The sequence below is a fragment of the Pseudooceanicola aquaeponti genome (genome assembly GCF_050897975.1).
Lineage (GTDB): Bacteria > Pseudomonadota > Alphaproteobacteria > Rhodobacterales > Rhodobacteraceae > Pseudooceanicola.
Genome location: NZ_JBPAXY010000003.1, coordinates 431,478 through 452,471 on the forward strand (window position 1 = coordinate 431,478; position 20,994 = coordinate 452,471).

A 20,994-nucleotide genomic window follows, 5' to 3' on the forward strand; every position below is an offset into this window, starting at 1 on the left:
TGGCCCCTAGCCCCCGTTGCTTTCGGCGGGCGGCGCCGGCCGGGCCTGCGGCGGGCCCTCGTCCTGCTCTGGCGGGCCTTGCTCGGGCCGGGCGGCGGCCCGGGCGCCGCGATCCTCGCGCCCCTCGGCCAGAAGGCGCCGGATCACCTGGGCGCGGATCGGCTTGGCCACCACATCGTCCAGCCCCGCCGCGCGCAGCCGCGCCGAGACCTCTTCGCCCACATGGGCGGTCAGCGCCACGATCCGGCTGTCGCGGTTCGGCCCGGCGCCTGCGCGGATCGCCGTCGCCGCCGCGACCCCGTCCATCACCGGCATCGAGACATCCATCAGGATGCAGTCGAAGGGCGCCTCGGCCGCCGCCTCGACCCCCTGGCGGCCATCGGCGGCCTCGGTCACGCTGTGCCCGTCGCGTTCCAGCAGGCGACGGGCCACGAAGCGGTTGGTGGCGTTGTCCTCGACCAGCAGGATGCGCTGCGGGCGGGCGCGGGGCGGCGGCAGGGCGCCCTCGGCCTCGGCGGGATCAGTGGCGGGGCGCGCCGCCTCGGGCAGGGGCAGGGTCAGGCTAAAGACGCTGCCCTTGCCCGGGGCCGAGGCCACCTCGATCTCGCCCCCCATGGCGCGGGCCAGCTGCCGGGCGATGCCCAGGCCGAGCCCGGTGCCCTGGATCTGGTGGCGGATCGCTCCGTCCAGGCGGACGAAATCGTCGAAGACCCGTTCGGCCTCGTCGCGGGTCATGCCGATGCCGGTGTCGCGCACCAGGATCTCGACCTGGGCGCCGCAGCGCCGCACCTCGACACTGACCGAGCCGAAGCGGGTGAATTTCACCGCATTGGACACCAGGTTCAGCAGCACCTGGCGCAGCCGGGTGGCATCGCCCAGCACCCATCCCGTGGGTGCGGCGCCGATGCGGAACAGGCGGTTGTCCTGGGTGCGCGCGCGGGGCGCCTCGCTGGCCAGGATGTCGTCGATCAGCGCGTCCAGATCGAAGGGCGCCTTGCGGATCGCCACGTCCCCGCCCTCGATCTGGGTGATGTCCAGCACGTCGTTCACCAGCTGCAACAGCGTCTGGGCAGAGCCGCGCACCACCTCCAGGAACCGGCGCCCCTCGGCGGGGTCGTCATTCTCAGCCATCAGGTCGATGGCGCCCAGGATGCCGTTCAGGGGCGTGCGCATCTCGTGGCTGATCACCCCCAGGAAACGCGCCTTGGCCCGTTCCGCCGCCAACGCCTTGTCGCGCGAAGCCTTCAGCTCGGCCTCGGCGGCCACCTGGTGCGAGATGTCACGGATCACGCAGACCAGGATCGGCGCCCCCTCGCTGTCGGAACTATCCATCGACAGCTCGACCGGGAAGCGGTGTTCGTCGCTGCGCCAGGCGATCAGGCGATAGCCGGTGCGTGGCCCCAGGGCACAGGCGTCGAAGAGCGCGCGCCCCGAGATCGCCGTGGTGCCGTCGGCGCCGTCGCGGCGCAGCAGGCGGCCCACGGGCTGGCCCAGCACCCGGTCGCGATCCAGGGCGAACATCTCGGTCGCGGCACGGTTGGTGTCTCGGATGCGGCCGCGCGCATCCAGCATCAGGATGGCATCGCGCGAGGTGGAAAAGATCGTCTCCAACCGGGCCCAGGCGACCTGGCGTTCCTCCAGCCGCCGTTCTGAGACCCGCGCCAGTGAGCGGAACAGCACCACCATGGCGGTCAGGGCCGCCAGCAGCACCAGGCTGGCCGCCGCCAACCCCTTAAGCACCGAGAGCACTTCGAGACGGGCGCTGTCAGACTGGCCCACCAGGCGCAGGTTGGCCAGCGACAGCAGGCGCCGCAGGGCCGGGCGCAGCGCCTCGAGCCGGGCATCCATCTGCGGCAGGGCGGCCAGCAGGGCCGCGTCCGGCCCGTCGATCAGCGGCGCCAGGGCGTAGACCTCGGTGCGGATGCGGTCGAAGCTGCCGCCCTGGGCCGGGTCACGCAGGGCAGTATTGTAGAGGGCCGCCGCCGCCAGGGTCTCGAATCGTCCGTAAAGGATGTCGTAGCGACGCCGCAATTCGCGCAGGGCGGCGGCGGGTGGCGCCTCTGTCTGCGACAGTGTCAGGGCCGGTGGCGCATCACCCGCCGCCCCGTCGCGACCCTGGGCCAGCCGCGCCTGGGCGGTGGCCGACTGTAGTTTCAGATATTCGACCTCCAGCTGGGCCAGGGTCCATTGCACGTTGTCGGCAGGGGAAGAGGCCAGTTCGTCCAGCTTCTGGCGCACCTCGGTCAGCAGGTAGAGGATGACCAGCAGGCACAGGCCGGTAATCAGGGTCAGCACCGCCAGGCGCAGCACCCCGGCATCCCACCGGCTGGGCGCCGCCGCCGAACCGGGGGGCACGGGCACCGGTCCCAGCCCCGTCTGCGGGCCCGGATCGCTTGCGGCGGGGTCTATGCTGCGGTGCCTGCGGGCCATGGCCGCCTCCGCCGACGCTGCCCACGCGCCGGGACCCGGCGCGACGCGGCAGGGGCGGCCTATTTCACGACGATGCGGTCAAGTTGCCAGATCGAGTTGGAATAGATCACCTCGGACCGGAAGTCCGCCGAGGAATCATAGGGATAGACCAGCCAAAGAGGCCCCTTGCTGCGCAGGGTCATGGGCTGTCCGTTGCGTTCATAGGCCAGGATCGCGCCATCGGGGCGAAAGCTGTCGACCGGGATCTCGATGGCATAGTCATTGGCCGCGACCAGTTGCAGGATCCCGCCCTCGATCCCGTAGCGCGCCAGGAAATCCGTCATTCGCACACCGCGAAACTGCTGCACCCCCTCGGTCCAGATCGTGGTGGTCTCGAAGGCCGCCTCGGGCATCTCTTGCAGCGCGGCGCGGTCCAGGGCGACCACCCGGTCAGGCAGCGTCAGGCGCAACAGCACCGGCGCCTCGGCCCGTAGGGTCGCGGGCAACAGCCACAGCAGCGCGGCCAGCAGCAGCCAGGGCAGGGGACGCGCCCCCGTGAACCAGGGCAGGGTCCGGGCCTGCGCGGCGCGGGCGGGACGGGGAAAGGCAGGGATCATCGGCACACTCCGTCAGGACAGGAGACGATCGCACCTGCCTGCGCCATGGCTGGGCGACAGAGCGACCGTCGTTAAGGGAATGGCTAGCGGCAATGTCTTAATGTTCCCTCTAATCCCGCCCGTTCCCGGGCACAGAGGAGGCACGATGACCCCGCCCAGCGATCCGCCAGCCGCAGCGACGCCCATCGACCCGCCGGGGCCGCTGCTGCTGTTTGCCGATGATCATGCGCTGCTGCGCGACACGCTGGCCGCCTGGCTGCGGGCCCGGGGCCTGCGGGTGCGCTGCGTCGACAGCCTGGCCCAGGTGCTGGCGCAGCCCGCGCGACCGGATCTTCTGCTGATGGATCTGCGCCTGGGCGACCTGACCCTGCCCGATGGGTTGGCGGCGGTGCGCGCCACCTTCGGGCCGCTGCCGGTGCTGCTGACCGCAGGCGCCCATGACCCCACGCTGGCCCGGGCCGCCCGGGCCGCAGGCGCCACGGCCCTGCTGGGCAAGGCGTTGCCGCCCGATGCGGTGCTGGCCGAGATCCAGCGCCACCTGCCGCCAGAGAGCGCCGCGCCCCTGGCCCCCGACGCACCGCTCAGCACCCGCGAAAGGCAGGTGCTGGCGGGTCTGGCCCGGGGCCAGTCGAACAAGGAAATCGCCCGTGATCTGGCCCTTCAGGAGGTCACGGTGAAGCTGCATATGCAGCGCCTCAGCCGCAAGCTGGGCGCGCGCAATCGCACCCATGCGGCGCTGCTGGCGCGGGATCTGGGGCTGGTCTGACCCCAGAGGCACGGGCGCCCGGGCCAGGGCGATTTGCCTGCAATTGTTTGTATTTGCCCCCGCGGCCCCGGGGCGGATCGGGGGGGCGATTAAACCAATGTTCACGGCTGGCCGCCAAATCTGCCCCCCAGATGCGGCCCGGCGGATCGGGCCATCCCGCACGCTCGACCTCGCCCGACCGGGGCGGCGACGGGACTTTCAGCGACCGACCAGGGGAACGACATGGGTCTTTCGAAAATTCGCATTGCCTTGCGCCTGCCTGCCGCCTTTTTCCTGATCGTCGCGCTCTCCCTGGCGGTGCTGGTGGTGTTCTCTTATTCCTCGGCCAAGCGGACCCTGATCGCCTCGGGCGAGGAAGAGATGCGCCAGATCGCCGAAACCCGCGCCGCGGAACTGGCGACCTGGGCCGACAAGTTGCGCACCGACCTGACGCTTCAAGCCCATAACCCACTTGTTTACAACGCCCTACGCAGCTTTCATGCCGCCTGGCAGACCATGGGGCCGAGCGCCGCCGACCAGATGCGCGCGCTTTATCCCGAAGAGGCCGGGGCCGAGATCCTCGATCCCGGCGACGGCTCGGTCTATTCGCGGATCCACAGCCGTTTTCACGAGCATTTCAGCGCCGTGGCACGCCGGGGCGCCTACGAGGATGTCTATCTTCTGAACCCCGCCGGGACGGTGGTCTATTCGGTGACCAAGGGGGCGGAATTCGGCCTGGCGCAGGCCGATCTGCCCGAGGATCCGATGTTCGTCGAGGCGCAGCAAATGCTGGCCGAACGCGAAAGCGACGCGCTGCGCTTCCTCGATTTCGCCCCGCATTCGGCCTCTGGCACGCCCTCAGCCTTTGTCATGGCGCCGGTGTCCCATGGTGCCAATGTCACCCTGGGGGCGATTGTCTTCCGCCTCAGCGCCGCCACCATCGGCACCAACCTGGGCGCGGCCGGCGGGCTGGGCGAGACCGGGCATGCCTTTGTCATCGGCGCCGATGGCGCGGCCCGTACCGCGGCCCCCGAATGGGTCGCTGGCACCATCGCCCCTGACAGCGCCCTGGCCCGCGCGCTTGGCGGCGAAACCGTGCTGATCGAAGAGCCGCTGGCCCAGATGACGCGTGAGGGCATGATCACCGCCGCCGCCCCGGCCGAGGTGCTGGGGGCGCAATGGCTGTCGCTGGTCAGCAAGGCGAAATCCGAGATCCTCCTGCCGGTCTCCAGCTTTCTGTCCAACACGCTGCTGTATGGCGGGATCATTCTGGTCTTCGCGGCCATCGTCGGCACGGCCCTGGCTCTCAGCGTGACGCGCCCGCTGCGCGACCTCAGCCATTCCATCGCCGCCGTCAGCGAAGAGGATTACGACACGCCCGTGCCCCATGTGGACCGGGGGGACGAGCTGGGCACGATCTCGCGCTCGCTGGAGGAATTGCGCGGGGCGCTGTCGAGATCCCATGCCATCCAGGTGGAATCGGCCTTCAAGAGCGCGGCTCTGGCCTCGACCTCGGCGGCGCTGATGATCACCGATGAGGATTTCACCATCACCTATATGAACGACGCGGTGCGCGACATGATGCGCAATCAGGTGGAAGAGTTCCGCAAGATCCAGCCGGAGTTCGATCCCGACAATCTGATCGGCGTCAACATGGACATTTTCCATGCCCATCCGGGACAGATCCGCAGCCTGATCACCCAGCCCGACAAGCTGCCGTTCAGCACCGATATCCGCGTTGGCGAGGCCCGGATCCAGATCGAGCTGAACGCGGTCTACGGTCCCGACAAGTCCTTTGCCGGGCTGGTGGTGGAATGGGTCGATGTGACCGAGGAACGCCGCCGCACTTCGGTGCTGAACGCCATCGACAGCGGCCAGATCTTCGTCGAGTGCAACTCTGCGGGCACGTTCCGGCGTCTGAACGACAACTTCCTGACGCTGACCGGCTGCACCTCCGAGGATCTGCTGGGCCGCGCCCTGACCGACCGCATCCGCCTGGACGAGGGAACGGAAACGGCGGGGCAGGGGGGCGATCTGATGGCCCGGCTGAAACAGGCCGAGGCGGTGCAGGGCCGGTTCCTGATCACCCGCCCCGGACGGGACGATGCGCTGGTTGAGGGCGGGCTGTACCCGATCATCGACAGCCGGGGGTCCACCTCGGGCATGGCCCTGATCGGTTCGGACGTGACGGCGGCGCAACAGCAGCTGCGCGAGGCCGAGGCCCGGCAGAAGGCCATGCAGCTTGCCCAGGAAGGGGTGGTGGATGCGCTGCGGATCGGGATGCGCGACATTTCCAACGGCGACCTGACCGGTCGGCTGAGCAAACCCTTTGCCCCGGAATACGAACAACTGCGCACCGATTTCAACGACGCGCTGGAAAACCTGACCCGCGCCATGGGCAATATCGCCCAGCAGACCAGCCAGATGCACAGCGAAACCGCCGAGATCGTGAAGGCCGCCGATGACATGTCGCAGCGCACCGAACGCCAGGCGATGACCTTGCAGGATACCGCCGCCAGCCTGGATGAGCTGACCACCAATATTGCCCAGACCGCCGATGGCGCCGCCCGCGCCAACCAGGTGGTGACCGAGGCCCGCGCCCGGGCCGAAGAAAGCGGGTCGGTCGTGGATGAGGCGGAAACCGCCATGGCGGAGATTTCCAGCTCGTCCAAGGAGATCATGAAGGTGATCTCGGTGATCGACGACATTTCCTTCCAGACCAATCTGCTGGCGCTAAACGCGGGCGTCGAGGCGGCGCGGGCGGGCGAGGCGGGCCGGGGCTTTGCCGTGGTCGCCACCGAGGTGCGCGCCCTGGCGCAGCGCTGTGCCAATGCCGCGGCCGAGATCAACCAGCTGATAACGGTTTCCGGGCAGCATGTGTCGCGGGGCGTCGAACTGGTCGGCGTGACCGGTGAGACCCTGAAGAAGATCGTCAGCTCGATTTCCGAGATCTCGGATTACATCGCCGAAATCGCCCAGGCCGGGAAGGAGCAGAGCATCGGGCTGAACCAGGTCAATTCGGCGGTGAACCAGATCGACCATGTGACGCAGCAGAATGCTGCCATGTTCGAGGAAACCACCTCGGCCAGCCACCAGCTGGCGCAGCGGGCCAACAACCTGGCCGAAACGATCGGTCATTTCCGCATCTCCGGCGCGCCGGAGAGGGCCCGCACGCCCGCGCGCGAGAGCGAGCGCAGCGCCGCCTCGGGCCGGATGGGCGCAGCGCGCGCGCCCCGGGCCTCTGGCGGCACGGCGCCGGCACGGTCAGGCAACCTGGCCGTGGCCGCCCGGCCGAGCCCCAGTGCCAGCGACTGGGAAGATTTCTGAGCTGCCGCAGGTCCCGTTGCGGCCCCACCTGAACCCTTGTCGCGTGCCTGACGGCGCGCCCCTGCAAGCCAGCCAGCCCATGGAGCCCAGATGCCGCTGACGCCCCCGCCCTCGATCACCCGGGTTCTGATCGTCGACGATCAGCCCTCGGTGCAGGCCCTGATCCGCCACGCGCTGAGCAAGGATCCCAATATCGAGGTCGTGGGGGTGGCCAATGACGCCTATATGGCGCGCGAGATGATCAAGAAGTTGAACCCCGACGTTCTGACCCTGGATGTCGAGATGCCGCGCATGACGGGGCTGGATTTTCTCGAACGCCTGATGCGCCTGCGGCCCATGCCGGTGGTCATGTTCTCCTCGGTCACCCAGCAAGGCAGCGAGAACGCGGTGCGCGCCCTGTCTCTGGGCGCGGTGGATGTGCTGCCGAAACCCATTGCGGGCATGACCGAAGAGGCGCTGGAAAAGCTGGTCTCGCGGGTGCGCACGGCGAAACGGTTCCGGCGCGATGCCACCCCGGCGCAACTGCCCGACAACGAGGCGCCACGCGACATGGCCCAGCTGGGGCGCTGGAACGGGCGCAACGTGCTGATCGGGGCCTCGACCGGCGGCGTGGCAGCGGTCGAGGCCGTGCTGCGACGCCTGCCCAGGGCCTGCCCGCCGGTGGTCATTTCCCAGCATATGCCGGAAAGCTTCCTGGTCAGTTTTGCCCGGCGGCTGGACGACCTCTTGCCGCAAACCGTGCAGCTGGCCCGTGACGGGACCGAGCTGGAGGCGGGCCATATCTACCTGGCGCCGGGCGGGGCCGAACATACGGGCATTCGCCGCGCGGGCCGGAAACATCAGATTGCATCTATCGCGGCGCCGAAACGCAACGGCCATATCCCTTCGGTTGACGAGCTGTTCATGTCTGCCGTGGACACTGCCGGAAACGTGGTCGCCGTCATCCTGACCGGAATCGGCAAGGACGGCGCGGCGGGCATGGCACAACTGAAACGGAACGGAGCCTATTGCATTGGCCAGGATGAAGACACCAGCGTCGTCTACGGGATGCCCCGCGCCGCGGCCGAACTGGGGATTCTGGATGCGCAACTGCCCTTGCCGGAAATCGCCCAGGCCATCTGCACGGCCTGCGACGCCGCACGGCGCAACTGACCGGGGGGCCTGAGGTGAGAGAAGCCAGGGGCAGGGGCCCGCATATCAACATCACCCAGGGCGAATATGCCGTCTCCGATGTCTCGGGCGGCATGATCACCACCATTCTGGGCTCGTGCGTGGCCACCTGTATCTGGGATCCGGTGCGCGGCTGCGGTGGCATGAACCATATCCTGGTGGCGCGCTCGCACACCGCGCTTGGCGTGAACGACTTCGCCGGGGTCAACGCGATGGAGCTGCTGATCAACGGTCTTGTTCGCCTGGGCGCCGTGCGCTCGCGCTTTCAGGCCAAGGTCTTCGGCGGCGCCAACATGATCAACGGGCTGTCCGACATCGGTCATACCAACGGCAACTTCGTCGTCGAGTATCTCGAGCGCGAGGGCATTCCGCTTCTGGGCAAGAGCCTGGGGGGCACGTCGGCCCGGCAGATCCGGTTCATGGTCGCGGAAGGTCGTGTGATGCAACGCACGGTCTCTGCCGCGCCCGAGGTGGTCGAACGCCCGCCGAAACCCGAACCCGCCGAACGCAACGGGGTCGAGCTGTTCTGACCGTGCGAGGGGCGCGCGTCCCGGGGCAGCTTCGGGCCCGCCAGGGTGCAGACTGCGAGGAGCGACGCAAAGTGGAGCCAGGAGGCCAGTCGCCACAGGGATGAGATCTTTGCGGTAACCGTTTGTCTTTGCGGTTAAGCTATCTGGGCGGCAGGTCTTGCTGCCTGGGTCGGCAGATTAACACATTATTAACATAATACTGATTACCGAACTAATGTATCCAGGGATCTGGCACCGGAAACCGGCGCCTATCCTTCGGGTTCCCTGGCCCCCAAAAGCGAGAACTGCGCCCCGGTCCCCCGCGACGCAGCCCGTTTTTCTCACGACCCTATGCGCTCGGCGCCATCAGCCAAGCGCATAACCTGCGCCACGCACGGTGCGCAGCGGATCGTCGCCCCCATGGGCACAAAGCGCCTTGCGCAGTCGGCCAATGTGAACGTCCACGGTGCGGGTGTCGACATAGATGTCGCGGCCCCAGACCCGATCCAGAAGCTGTTCGCGTGACCACACGCGGCCCGGCTTTTCCATGAAGGTCGACAGCAGCCGGAACTCGGTCGGTCCCAGCTTCAATTCCTTGGCCGCCCGGGTCACCCGATGGGTTTCCGCGTCCAGCACGATATCTTCATATTCCAACCGTTCGCCCATCGATGCCGGCCGTGTGCGGCGCAGTTGCGCGCGCACCCGGGCCATCAGTTCGATCACCGAATAAGGCTTCACCACGTAATCGTCGGCACCGGTCTCAAGCCCCCGCACCCGGTCCACTTCTTCGGACCGGGCGGACAGCATGATGATCGGAACCCCGCGCGTCTCGCTGCGCATCTTCAGCTGACGGCACACTTCGATCCCCGAAAGGTTCGGCAGCATCCAGTCCAGCACGATGATGTCCGGCGCGACCTCATCGACGAGGAGGATCGCCTCCTCGCCGTTTTCGGCCCGGCTGACGCGAAAGCCTTCTGCTTCCAGGTTGTAGGCCAGAACCTCCCGCTGGGCCGGTTCGTCTTCGACGACCAAAACGGTGGGTTGCTGATCTGCCGCCATGTCACGCATCTCCGTTCAGGGGCATGTCGGGCGCGACCGACGGATCGGTCGAGGTCTTGTCACCCTTCACCCGCAGTTCATCCGGGGTTTCGCCGGTCACCAGATAGACCACCTGTTCGGCGATCGAGGTCACATGGTCGCCCATGCGCTCGGTGTTCTTGGCGATGAAATGCAGATGCATACAGGCCGTGATGTTGCGCGGATCTTCCATCATGAAGGTCAGGAATTCGCGGAACAGGGCGTTGTACATCTGATCGACGTCGCGGTCGCGGGCGATCACGTCGCGGGCCAGCTGCGGGTCACGCTGGATATAGGCATCCAGGGCGTCGCGCAGCATGGTTTCCACCTCGCGCGCCATGCGGCGCAGCGCCGTATGGGCGCCCGAGATCGGCTGCATCTGCACCAGAACCGAGGTCCGCTTGGCCATGTTCTTGGCGTAGTCGGCAATCCGTTCCAGGTTGTTGGCGATCTTGATGATCGACAGGATGATGCGCAGATCCCCCGCTGCGGGCTGGCGCAGCGCGATGATGCGGGCGGATTCTTCCTGGATCAGCTCTTCGAGCTCGTCGATCGCCAGGTCGTCCTTGCGCACCTTCTCGGCCAGCTCCTCGTCGCGCGCCTCCAGCGCCTCCGAGGCTTCCAGGATGGCCTGTTCCACCAGGCCGCCCATCTTCATGATCCGCGCCTGTACCGCTTCGAGATCGCGGTCATAAGCGCTTGCAATGTGCTGTTCTTCCATCATTTTCTTGGGTCCTCACCCTTGCGTCCGGATCAGCCGATCCGGCCCGTGATGTAGCTTTCGGTGCGGCTGTCGACCGGGTTGGTGAAGATCTGGCTGGTCTCACCATATTCCACAAGGTTGCCCAGGTGGAAGAACGCGGTCTTCTGGCTGACCCGGGCGGCCTGCTGCATCGAGTGGGTCACGATGACAACGGAATAGCTGTCGCGCAGCTCGTCGATCAGTTCCTCGACCTGGCCGGTGGCGATCGGGTCGAGGGCCGAGCAAGGCTCGTCCATCAGCAGCACTTCGGGCTCGGTCGCAACGGCGCGCGCGATGCACAGACGCTGCTGCTGGCCGCCGGACAGGCCGGTGCCCGGGGCATCCAGACGGTCCTTGACCTCATCCCAGATGGCGCCGCGGCGCAGGCTCTTCTCGACGATCACGTCCAGATCGGCCTTCGACTTGGCCAGACCGTGGATCCGGGGGCCATAGGCGATGTTGTCGTAGATCGACTTCGGGAAGGGGTTCGGTTTCTGGAACACCATGCCGACCTTGGCGCGCAACTGCACCGGGTCGACGCGCTTGTCGTAGATGTCTTCACCGTCCAGCAGGATGTCGCCCTCGACGCGGCAGATGTCGATGGTGTCGTTCATCCGGTTCAGGCAGCGCAGGAAGGTGGACTTGCCGCAGCCCGAGGGGCCGATGAAGGCGGTCACGGTCTTGTCCTGGATCTGGACGTCGACATCCTTGATGGCATGGGTATCGCCGTAATAGACCTGAACTTTGTTCGCGGCGATCTTGATATCTTTGTTGGTCACTTTGCTCTCCAGGGCGGGCTCATCGTACATGGATCTGTCCCCTATCCTATCGTTTACCAGCGGCGCTCGAAACGGCGGCGCAGGATCACGGCGATGATGTTCATGGTCATGAGGAAGAGCAGCAGGATGATGATCCCCCCCCAAGCACGTTCGTAGTAGGCCGGGTCGGCGCGTTTGGCCCATTCGTAGATCTGGGCGGGCATGGCCGAGTTCGGGTCAAGGAAGCCCGAGCCAATGCCGTCGGGGTAGTTGGAGGCGATGAAGCCCACCATCCCGATCAGCAGCAGCGGCGCGGTTTCCCCCAGGGCCTGGGCCAGGCCGATAATGGTGCCGGTCAGAATGCCGGGCATGGCCAGGGGCAGCACGTGGTGGAACACCGACTGCATCTTCGAGGCCCCTACCCCAAGCGCCGCATCCCGGATCGACGGCGGCACCGATTTCAGCGAGGCACGGGTCGAGATGATGATCGTCGGCAGGGTCATCAGCGTCAGCACCAGGCCACCGACCAGCGGTGCCGATTGCGGCAGGTGCATGAACTGGATGAACACGGCCAGGCCCAGGATACCGAAGACGATCGACGGCACGGCGGCCAGGTTCGAGATGTTCACCTCGATCAGGTCGGTCCATTTGTTCTTCGGCGCGAATTCCTCGAGGTAGATCGAGGCGGCCACACCGATGGGCAGCGACAGCACCAGCACGACGATCATCATGAACAGCGAGCCCAGCATCGAAACCCCGATCCCGGCCTGTTCCGGGCGGCTTTCCGAGGCGTCGGCGCCCAGGATGAAGTCCCAGTTGAAGGTCCGCTGCACCACACCTTCGGCGCGCAGGGCATCGACGATGTCCAGATGCGCGGCATCCAGGTTCTTGTCACGCTCCAGGTCTTCACGCAGCACGCGGCCCTTCAGGTAGCCATCCACCCGCGACGAGGCCAGCACGCGGAAATCCACGGTCTGCCCGATCAGCGAGGGATCGGCGATGACGACGTCGCGGATCTGGGCCGCGGCCGAGGACGAGACCATCTTGCGCAGGTCGCCGTCCGAGACCTCGGTTTCGACCCCGTTGTCAGCCAGCACACGCACCAGCGCGTCCTGGATCAGGGGGTTGTAGCCGAAGGTCGAGACCTTCTTGATCTCTTCCGGGTCACGGGTGCCGCTCTTGTCGAGGTTCTCGGCGCGCAGCTCCACCGGCAGGTTGATGAAGGTCTGGGTATAGGCCGGGACACCGTTGCGGATGATGGCCACCAGCAGCACGACCAGGAAGATCAGACCGATGCCGACAGCGGCCATGCCATAGGCGCGGAACCGGGCCTCGGCGGCATTGCGGCGCTTGGTGCGGTCGTTGAGTTCCAGCAGGGACCCGGCAGTATGTTTCGTCTGCGGGGCGCCTGCACCGGATGCGGTTGCGTCGGTCATTCGTATTGCTCCCGGTATTTGCGCACGATCCAGAGCGCGAAGATGTTGAGCGCGAGGGTGATCACGAAGAGGGTCATGCCCAGGGCGAAGGCCACCAGCGCCTCGGGCGAGGCAAAGTCGGCGTCGCCGGTCAGCTGGCTGACGATCTTGGCGGTGACGGTGGTCATCGCCTCGAAGGGGTTCATCGACAGCCGGGCCGCGGCCCCTGCCCCCAGCACCACGATCATGGTTTCACCGATGGCGCGCGAGGCGGCCAGCAGGATGGCGCCCACGATGCCCGGCAGGGCGGCGGGCAGAACCACCTGCTTGATGGTTTCCGACTTGGTCGCGCCCAGGCCCAGCGAGCCGTCGCGCATCGCTTGCGGCACCGCGTTGATGATGTCGTCCGACAGCGAGCTGACGAAGGGGATCAGCATGATGCCCATCACCAGGCCCGCGGTCATCACCGCGCGGCCACCGCCCATCCAGCCGGCGCCATCGGGGCCAAAGACGTTGAACAGCAGCGGGCCGACGGTCAGCAGGGCAAACAGGCCGTAGACGATGGTCGGGATCCCGGCCAGCACCTCGATCAGCGGCTTGGCAAAGCTGCGCACCGCCGGCGAGGCATATTCGCTGAGGTAGACCGCCGCGAAAAGGCCGATCGGCACGGCCACGGCCAGAGCGATCAGCGAGATGTAGAAGGTGCCCCAGAGCAGCGGCAGGATGCCCAGCTCGGAACCGCCGCCGAAGGACGGGGCCCAGGTGGTGCCAAAGAAGAAGTCCAGCGCCGGGTAGAGGCGGAAGAATTCGATGGTGTTGAAGAGCAGCGACAGGATGATGCCGACCGTGGTCAGGATCGCCAGCGAGGCCGCCAGGATCAGCAGCGCCTTGATCACCTTCTCGACCGAGTTGCGGGCGCGGAACTCTTTGTTTGCGCGGGCCAGGCCCAGGCCCAGACCGGCCAGGGCGACCAGCAGGACGACCCCGGTGCGGATCATGTTGCCGGTCTTGTCCATGGCGCGCCAGGCCTTGGCGGCGGTCAGGATCGGTGCCTCGACGTCAGAGCCGAGCGCCACGCCGACCGCGCCCAAGCGTTCGCGAATATTGGTGAATTCGGTGCGGATGTCGCTGGCCTGTTCCTCGGTCAGCGCGCCTTCGGCCACGGCCAGGTCCAGGCCTTCGGCGATGCGGCGCACGTCCGACATGACCAGGCTCAGCTCGCCCTGGGTCTCATAGCTGGTCTCGGGGACCATGTGTTCGACCTGGGACTGAATGATCATCGGCTGGGCGAAGAGCCAGATCACCAGGACCAGAAGCGAGGGCACCAGCACCAGAAGCGCGGCATTGGCCCCGTAATAGGACGGAAGGGAATGAAGGTGACGGGCGTCGCCCTCGGCGGAAGCAAGGGCGCGCGAGCGTCCCAGCACGTATCCGATGGCGGCGAGCGCCAGGACGATAAGGAAGATCCAGGTTGCCGGCATGGAATACTCGCTGGATGGGTCGTTGCGGCGAAAGGCCCCGGCCGTGGAAACGACCCGGGGCCCGGAGATGGGCGGCCCCGAGGGAGGCCGCCCGGAAGAGACTTACATGGTCTCTTCGTTCTCGATCATCGACTGGGTGTCGGCCAGCTCGGGGTCGGCAACCAGGCCGTAGTTCGACAGCGGGCCGGAGGGGCCTGCGATCTCGTCGGAGACGAAGAACTGAGCGAACTCTTTCAGGCCGGGGATGACGCCGATGTGGGCCTTCTTGATGTAGAAGTACAGCGGACGCGACACCGGGTATTCACCCGAAGCGATGGTGGCGGTCATCGGCTCGACGCCGGACATGGTGGCCACTTTCAGCTTGTCGGTGTTGTTCTCGTAGAACGCCAGGCCGAAGACGCCGATGGCGTTCGGGTTGGAGTCGATCGAGGCCAGGGTCTCGGTGTAGTCGCCGTCGATGTCCACGGACTTGCCGTCGGTGCGGACCGCGATGCAGGCGTCTTCTGCGTCGTCTTCGGACATGCCGGAGGCGATCATCGCTTCCAGGGCGCCGGTGGTTTCGCAGCCAGCCGCCAGGACCTTCTCTTCGAAGACTTCACGGGTGCCGTGCTTGGTGCCCGGGATGAAGGCCAGGATCTCGGCTTCGGGCAGCTCGGCGTTGAACTCGGACCACATGGTGTAGGGGTTGTCGACCAGCGCGCCGTCGACCACCACTTTCGGGGCCAGGGCGTTGTAGAGGTCGGCGGGCTCGAAGGCGGTGAAGGCCGGGCCGTCGATCTGGCTGGCGAAGACGATGCCGTCATAGCCGATGCGAACCTGCATGATGTCGGTCACGCCGGCTTCGGCACAGGCGGCGATCTCTTTTTCGCGGATGGCGCGCGAAGCGTTGGCGATGTCGATGGTGTTCTCGCCGACGCCTTCGCAGAAGCGCTTCAGGCCAGCGGAGGAGCCGCCGGATTCCACGACGGGGGTCGGGAATTCGAAGTTTTCACCGAAGGCTTCGGCCACGATCGACGCGTAGGGCAGAACGGTCGAGGAACCGGCGATTTGCAGGTTGTCACGGGCGGCCGCTGCGGTGGCGGAAACGGCGGCAACGGCCAGGGCCGAAGCGGTCAGTTTCATGAAGGACATGGAATGCTCCTGTTATCTGAAAGGACCGCCATCCCCCGGCGGCCTTGCGCCCCCTGCTAGAGGCCGGGCACGATGCTTTTGCGACAATCGTGTAACAGTTCCATGACAGTGTTTGTCCTTGCGCTTTGGGCCCTTAGGTCAAGACGCAACAGTACGGTGCTGCAGAAACTAGACAAATCCCTGCGGTTGTTGAGAAATCGTTATGAATTGGTCACATAACGGATCAGTCGAGGGGCAGCAGAATGCGGATCGTGGTGCCCTCGCCCAGGGTCGAGGAAATTCGCATCCGGCCCCGGTGACGTGTCACGATATGTTTCACGATGGCCAGTCCAAGGCCCGTTCCGCCCATTTCGCGCGAGCGGTGGCTGTCCACGCGGTAGAATCGCTCGGTGAGTCGCGGGATATGGATCTCGTCGATGCCTGCGCCGTAGTCCGTCACGCTTAGCGCCACGCCCCGGCCCTGCAATTCCGGCATCTCTTCCGGCTGGCCCAGGCGCAGGGTCACCCGCTTGCCCGTGCGGCCGTATTTGATCGCGTTTTCCACCAGATTGGTCAGCACCTGGCGCAGCTGGTCGGGGTCGCCCTGCACATGCACCTCTTCCGGGCCCGCCTCGATCTCGATCGCCACATCGGCGTCACGCGCCAGCGGCGCCAGCGCGCTGGAGACCGATTGCATCAGCCCCGACAGCTCGACCCGTTCCGTGGGCCGCATCCGCGCCTCGCCCTCGACATGGCTGAGCGACAGCAGGTCCTTGACCAGCCGTTCCATCCGCTCGGCCTCCCGCGCCATGATCTCAAGGAAGCGTTCGCGCGCGCCGGCATCGTCCTTGGCCGGGCCGCGCAGGGTCTCGATGAAACCGATCAGCGCGGTCAGCGGCGTGCGCAGCTCGTGGCTGACATTGGCCACGAAGTCGCGGCGCATCTGCTCGGCCTTGGTCAGCATGGTCAGATCCTGGAAGACCACCACCACCCCCTGGCCCAGGGGCGTGTCCACATAGGAACAGGTCACCTCATAGGTGCTGTCCTGGCCACGCCTTGTGGCCAGGTACTGGGTCTTGTGAACCTGCCGGTCCGCCAGGCAATGCTCGACCGCGTCCAGAACGTTGGGCTGGCGAATGACGGTGATGAAATGCCGCCCCGTGACCGAGGGACCGAACAGCGCGCTGGTCGGCGGGTTGGCGGCGATGATCCGCTCGCCCCGCCCCACCAGAAGGGCCGGCAGGGGAATGGCGCTCAGCAGCGCGGTGATCGAGGCGTCAGTCATGGCAGGATCCGTTGGGAAAGGGCGTCGGGGGCCCGGGCGCCGCCGAGGGCGCCGATCAGGATCCCCTGTCTGATCGCCCTCTGCATCCCCTGCCCCTCCGGTCGCGGCGCGCCTACAGCGCCCGCAGCCCGTCGCGATAGCGCCGGGCGTTTTCCTGGTAATGCAGCGCCGAGGCGGCCAGCCGCTGTTCCCAGTCGGGGCCCAGTTCCTTCACCACCTTGCCGGGCGCGCCCAGCACCATGGAATTGTCGGGGATCTCCTTGCCCTCGGTCACCAGCGCGCCTGCGCCGATCAGGCAATTCTTCCCGATCTTGGCCCCGTTCAGCACCGTGGCCCCCATGCCGATCAGGCTGTTCTCGCCGATCACGCAGCCATGCAGCATCGCCTTGTGCCCCACGGTGACATTGGGCCCGATCACCAGGGGAAAGCCCATGTCGGTGTGGCAGACCACGTTTTCCTGCACATTGGCGCCTTCGCAGACGCGGATTTCCTCGTTGTCGCCGCGCAGGGTGACGCCGAACCAGACCGAGCTGTCGGCCTCGAGCACGCATTTACCGATGACATTGGCGTCGGGGGCCACCCAGGCGCTGGCGGCAATCAGCGGCGCCACGCCGTCCAGGGAATAGATCGTCATTTGGCCTGCGTCTCCTCTTCGTATTCCGCGTTCAGCTGGCGCACCACCTCGACCACGCCGGGTTGCTGGCTCAGCCGCAGCCGCTCGGCGGCGATGATGGTGCGCAGCCGCTCTTCGGTGGCGTCCAGATCGTCGTTGACCAGCACATAGTCGTATTCCGGCCAGTGGCTGATCTCGTCGCGGCTTTGCGCCATGCGCTTGGCGATCACCTCGGGGGCGTCCTGGGCGCGGCTGATCAACCGCCGCTCCAGCTCGCGCATCGAGGGCGGCAGGATGAAGATAGACAGCACATGCTTGCCCAGGGCCGAGGCGCGGATCTGCTGCCCGCCCTGCCAGTCGATGTCGAACAGCAGGTCGCGGCCCGCGTTGATCGCCTCTTCCACCGGGCCGCGCGGGCTGCCGTAGCTGTTGCCGAAGACGGTCGCATGTTCCAGCATCTGCCCCGCCTCGACCAGACGGTCGAAATCGGCCTGGCTGTGGAAGAAGTAGTGCAGCCCGTGTTCCTCGCCCGGCCGGGGCGCACGGGTGGTGGCCGAAACGGAAAAGCGGATATCGCCGTCCCACTCCAGCAGCCGCCGCGACAGGGTCGACTTGCCCGCGCCAGAGGGCGAGGAGATGATGATCAGAAGGCCGCGCCGATGGGTCATATGGGGTCTTTCCGGGTCGCTGGTCACGTCCCCTTCAGCGTTAAGCAGGTTTCGCCCCGCCGGGCAAGCGTTGCGCCCGGCGAGACCTGGCCCGCCGCCGTCAGAACCGCCGCGTCAGACCCAGGGTCACGTCCTCGGCGTGATAGCCGTAGATCGCGATGTTCGAGCGCTGCCGCTCGGCACGCAGCTCGACATAGGGGGCGAAGCCCTTCCAGTTGACCTCGGCATGGCGCAGCCGCAGGCTCAGGGTCTGGCGGTGGTCCTCTTGCACCACGCCGAACAGGCCATGCGGCCCGTCCCGCCGGGTCCGGCGGAAGGCCAGATCGCCATCCAGGATCAGCCCGCCGCGAAAGGCATAGCTGGCCCCCAGGCCCAATTCCTGCGTCGTGGCGGCGATCTCGGCCACCGCCGCGTCGACCCGCTCGTGGCGCAGCGAGCCGCGCAGGGTCAGGGCCGAACTGGCCGCATGGCTGTAGCTGGCCCGCAGCGTGCGCCGCAGCCCGTCGGCCCCCGGCGCATGGGGAAAGCTGAGGTCGGTCAGGCTGAGGCCCAGCGTCACCCGCCCGCGCGCCCCGCTGCGCAGCACCAGGTCCAGCCCCAGACCGGGCCCTCGGGAATAGATGTCGCCGCCCAGATAGCGTTCCTGATAGGACAGCGCCCCGCGCAGCAGCGCGCCGGGGGCCAGCTGCGTGGTCAGGCTGGTCTCGATCAGGCCCAACAGGTCGTTGTCGTCGCGATCTTCAAAGAAACTGCCGTTGAAATGCAGCGCGATCTGCCCCTGGGTGCGGGGGCCGAAACGATGCGCATAGGCGCCACTGGCCTGCACCTCGACCCCGGTCGCGGGCTGGGCGCGCGAGGCCTCGTTCAGGGTCGCCTCGCCAAAGCCCAGATCCAGGGTTTCCTCCTGGGTCTTGCGGCCCGGGTTGCTGGAGGGGACAACGGCGATCCCGAAGCGGCCCGACCAGCGCTGCGGCGCTTCCATCCGGGTGGCGCCCTCGGCGGCGCGGGCGCGCTGGCCGGGGTTCAACTGTCCGCCGCGCGCCATCTCATAGTGATAGCCCGCCCGGTCGCGCTGCCCAAGGTCGGCCAGGGTATCGGCCAGTTCCAGCCGGAAGCGGGCCACATCGGGGCGGCGCGCCACCAGCGCCTCCAGCACCTGAAGGCGTTCCGGCCCCTGCCCGGCCTCGCGATAGACCACCGCCAGCAGCCACAGCCGCCGCTCGGCCTCTTCCGCGGTGTCGGGGGTCCAGGACAGCAGCACGTCACGCGCGCCCGTCAGATCCCCCTGCAAGACAAGGGCCCGGACCCGCTCGGGCGGGGTGTCGGCGGCGGCTGCAGCCCCGGCGCTGACCGCCAGGGCCGCGCCCAGAACCAGGGCGCACAGACGCAGCCCGGCCCGAAGGCCGGCCGCGCCGGGGCGCCCCCCTGTCGCAGAGCTCATCTCACTGACGCTCGAGATAGCCGGTGCCGGTGAAGTCGGTGTTGCCCGTGCCGAAGTCGACATTGCCGACCATCCCCACCGTGGCCGCATCCATGTTGTCGCCCTTGAAATCGCCGGTCATCGACAGTTCGCCCTCGACATCCTGGCCATCAATGACCAGGTCCGAGGCATCCAGATAGGTGCTGAGGCGGACCAGCGGGTAGGCACTGTTGACGGCATTGTTGCTGCGCGGACCATTGGCCATCAGGGTCATGTCGCCCTCGATCGTCACCGGGGTTTCGGTCGTACCGACCACGGTCTTGGCCGTCAGGTTTTCGGTGCCGCCGGACCAGACATCGGTCTGGGCGCCGCCCGGCGTGGCCGGGTTGTAATCCAGGTCGAAATCGAGGTCGCCCTGCACGAAGACCACTCTAGAGGTGTTCGCTCTGGGATCCAGCGCGCGCATCGAGAACTGGCCCTTGTAATTGGCCTGCACGCTGGCGGGGGCTGGCCAGGTGTTGCTCATGGCCAGGACGCGATCATAGTTTGCCTGATAGGCCGCCTCGTCGAACGTGGCGCCCGTACCGCCACCAGTACCGCCGCCCGTGCCACCACCGGTCCCGCCGCCTGTGCCTCCACCAGTTCCACCACCGGTGCCACCGCCAGTTCCACCGCCCGTACCGCCGCCGGTGCCACCGCCCGGAGTCTGGGTGGTGCCGCTGCCGCCACCGGTGGACAGGCAGCCCGACAGCGCGGTGCTCAGGCACAAGGCGGTCAGCAGATGAATGGTCGTCTTTCTCATGAATTTGCCCCGAAATTCGCGCCGCCGCTTCCGACCGCGCTCGTTGAAATGCGAAACAAGCGCTAGCGGATGGACCCGGGGGCGGCCTATCCTTCGTTCAGGGGAGAGAGCGGCGCGCGGGCACCGACTATCGTCGGGCAACGACCGCGGCGCGGGACCGCCGCCAGAGGGGACAGCGCAAGCAGATGCACGACATTCGCCACATCCTGATCCTGGAAGACCAGGCCGAGACCCGCGCCTCGCTGGTGGCGCTGGTGGCGGGCTGTTTCCCCCAGGCCCAGATCAGCGAGGCCGCGACCCTGCACGCCGCGCGGGCGCATCTGTGGAACAAACCGGTGGATCTGGCGCTGGTGGATCTGAACCTTCCCGATGGCGAGGGCTATTCCATCCTGCGCCTCTGCGCCGAGGAACGGCCCGAAACCCTCTGCGTGGTGACCACGGTCATGGCCACCGACGCGGCGGTGGTCAACGCCCTGGCCGCCGGGGCCTCGGGCTATCTGCTGAAGACCGACGCCCCCGCCCTGTGGCAGTTCCACCTGCGCCAGATCGTGCAGGGGGTGCCGGTGCTGTCCCCCGCCATCGCCCGCCGCATGATGGAACATTTCCGCCGCACCGCCCCGGTCTTCGAGGCCGACGAACGGCTGACCGCGCGCGAGACCGAGGTGCTGTCGCTGATCGCGCGCGGCATGAGGATCCCCGAGGTGGCGCGCCAGATCGGCGTGGCCGACAGCACCGTGGCCACCCATATCAAGAACATGTACCGCAAGCTGGGCATCTCGAACCGGGCCGAGGCGGCCACCCACGCCGCCCGCCTGGGGCTGCTCTAGCCGCCGGGGCGGCACCTGG

General features: G+C 67.2%; 18 protein-coding genes. 5 read left to right on the forward strand and 13 right to left on the reverse strand.

Annotated features, from left to right (window positions below):
* Positions 1 to 6 precede the first annotated feature (6 nt).
* On the reverse strand, positions 7 to 2,430 hold the full coding sequence (locus tag ACRARE_RS08730) for a hybrid sensor histidine kinase/response regulator (protein WP_432656043.1): 2,424 nt from the start codon (positions 2,428 to 2,430) through the stop codon (positions 7 to 9).
* A 59-nt stretch (positions 2,431 to 2,489) separates the two neighbouring features.
* On the reverse strand, positions 2,490 to 3,026 hold the full coding sequence (locus ACRARE_RS08735) for a putative pterin-binding protein (protein WP_432656044.1): 537 nt from the start codon (positions 3,024 to 3,026) through the stop codon (positions 2,490 to 2,492).
* Between the two features lie 145 nt (positions 3,027 to 3,171).
* Here ACRARE_RS08735 and ACRARE_RS08740 point away from each other — a divergent pair, with 145 nt between their 5' ends.
* The 4 genes from ACRARE_RS08740 to ACRARE_RS08755 all read left to right on the forward strand — a co-directional run bounded on the left by ACRARE_RS08740 (position 3,172) and on the right by ACRARE_RS08755 (position 8,798).
* Positions 3,172 to 3,792, forward strand: a complete 621-nt coding sequence (locus tag ACRARE_RS08740) for a response regulator transcription factor (RefSeq protein ID WP_432656045.1) — start codon at positions 3,172 to 3,174, stop codon at positions 3,790 to 3,792.
* Between the two features lie 222 nt (positions 3,793 to 4,014).
* Complete coding sequence (locus ACRARE_RS08745) at positions 4,015 to 7,098, forward strand: methyl-accepting chemotaxis protein (RefSeq protein WP_432656046.1); 3,084 nt, start codon at positions 4,015 to 4,017, stop codon at positions 7,096 to 7,098.
* A gap of 90 nt (positions 7,099 to 7,188) precedes the next feature.
* Complete coding sequence (locus ACRARE_RS08750; RefSeq protein WP_432656047.1) at positions 7,189 to 8,250, forward strand: protein-glutamate methylesterase/protein-glutamine glutaminase; 1,062 nt, start codon at positions 7,189 to 7,191, stop codon at positions 8,248 to 8,250.
* A 14-nt stretch (positions 8,251 to 8,264) separates the two neighbouring features.
* Positions 8,265 to 8,798, forward strand: a complete 534-nt coding sequence (locus tag ACRARE_RS08755) for a chemotaxis protein CheD (RefSeq protein ID WP_432656048.1) — start codon at positions 8,265 to 8,267, stop codon at positions 8,796 to 8,798.
* Positions 8,799 to 9,143: 345 nt separating this feature from the next.
* Here ACRARE_RS08755 and phoB read toward each other — a convergent pair whose 3' ends face one another.
* The 11 genes from phoB to ACRARE_RS08810 all read right to left on the reverse strand — a co-directional run bounded on the left by phoB (position 9,144) and on the right by ACRARE_RS08810 (position 20,148).
* Positions 9,144 to 9,836 (reverse strand): phosphate regulon transcriptional regulator PhoB, encoded by a 693-nt coding sequence (gene phoB / locus ACRARE_RS08760; RefSeq protein WP_432656049.1) that lies wholly within the window; start codon positions 9,834 to 9,836, stop codon positions 9,144 to 9,146.
* Between the two features lies 1 nt (position 9,837).
* Positions 9,838 to 10,575, reverse strand: coding sequence for a phosphate signaling complex protein PhoU (gene phoU, locus ACRARE_RS08765; RefSeq protein ID WP_432656246.1), 738 nt, complete (start codon positions 10,573 to 10,575; stop codon positions 9,838 to 9,840).
* Positions 10,576 to 10,607: 32 nt separating this feature from the next.
* The gene (gene pstB, locus ACRARE_RS08770; protein WP_432656050.1) at positions 10,608 to 11,405 is read right to left on the reverse strand and encodes a phosphate ABC transporter ATP-binding protein PstB; all 798 of its coding nucleotides are present in this window, start codon (positions 11,403 to 11,405) and stop codon (positions 10,608 to 10,610) included.
* A gap of 23 nt (positions 11,406 to 11,428) precedes the next feature.
* Positions 11,429 to 12,790, reverse strand: coding sequence for a phosphate ABC transporter permease PstA (gene pstA / locus ACRARE_RS08775; RefSeq protein WP_432656051.1), 1,362 nt, complete (start codon positions 12,788 to 12,790; stop codon positions 11,429 to 11,431).
* Positions 12,787 to 14,250, reverse strand: a complete 1,464-nt coding sequence (pstC, locus tag ACRARE_RS08780; protein WP_432656052.1) for a phosphate ABC transporter permease subunit PstC — start codon at positions 14,248 to 14,250, stop codon at positions 12,787 to 12,789. The genes pstA and pstC overlap by 4 nt, the downstream gene beginning before the upstream one ends.
* A gap of 102 nt (positions 14,251 to 14,352) precedes the next feature.
* Positions 14,353 to 15,381, reverse strand: coding sequence for a substrate-binding domain-containing protein (locus ACRARE_RS08785; RefSeq protein ID WP_432656053.1), 1,029 nt, complete (start codon positions 15,379 to 15,381; stop codon positions 14,353 to 14,355).
* A 223-nt stretch (positions 15,382 to 15,604) separates the two neighbouring features.
* The gene (locus tag ACRARE_RS08790) at positions 15,605 to 16,645 is read right to left on the reverse strand and encodes an ATP-binding protein (protein WP_432656054.1); all 1,041 of its coding nucleotides are present in this window, start codon (positions 16,643 to 16,645) and stop codon (positions 15,605 to 15,607) included.
* A gap of 112 nt (positions 16,646 to 16,757) precedes the next feature.
* On the reverse strand, positions 16,758 to 17,279 hold the full coding sequence (locus tag ACRARE_RS08795; RefSeq protein WP_432656055.1) for a gamma carbonic anhydrase family protein: 522 nt from the start codon (positions 17,277 to 17,279) through the stop codon (positions 16,758 to 16,760).
* Positions 17,276 to 17,926 (reverse strand): guanylate kinase, encoded by a 651-nt coding sequence (gene gmk / locus ACRARE_RS08800; protein WP_432656056.1) that lies wholly within the window; start codon positions 17,924 to 17,926, stop codon positions 17,276 to 17,278. The genes ACRARE_RS08795 and gmk overlap by 4 nt, the downstream gene beginning before the upstream one ends.
* Positions 17,927 to 18,026: 100 nt before the next feature.
* A complete protein-coding gene (locus ACRARE_RS08805; RefSeq protein WP_432656057.1) occupies positions 18,027 to 19,367 on the reverse strand; it encodes a surface lipoprotein assembly modifier in 1,341 nt (446 codons plus the stop codon).
* A gap of 1 nt (position 19,368) precedes the next feature.
* Positions 19,369 to 20,148 carry a hypothetical protein gene (locus ACRARE_RS08810; protein WP_432656058.1) on the reverse strand — a complete coding sequence of 260 codons (780 nt, stop codon included), beginning with the start codon at positions 20,146 to 20,148 and terminating at the stop codon, positions 19,369 to 19,371.
* A gap of 185 nt (positions 20,149 to 20,333) precedes the next feature.
* On the opposite strand from ACRARE_RS08810, the gene ACRARE_RS08815 reads away from it, so the two are divergent.
* Positions 20,334 to 20,975 carry a LuxR C-terminal-related transcriptional regulator gene (locus tag ACRARE_RS08815; RefSeq protein WP_432656059.1) on the forward strand — a complete coding sequence of 214 codons (642 nt, stop codon included), beginning with the start codon at positions 20,334 to 20,336 and terminating at the stop codon, positions 20,973 to 20,975.
* The last annotated feature ends 19 nt before the right edge of the window (positions 20,976 to 20,994 follow it).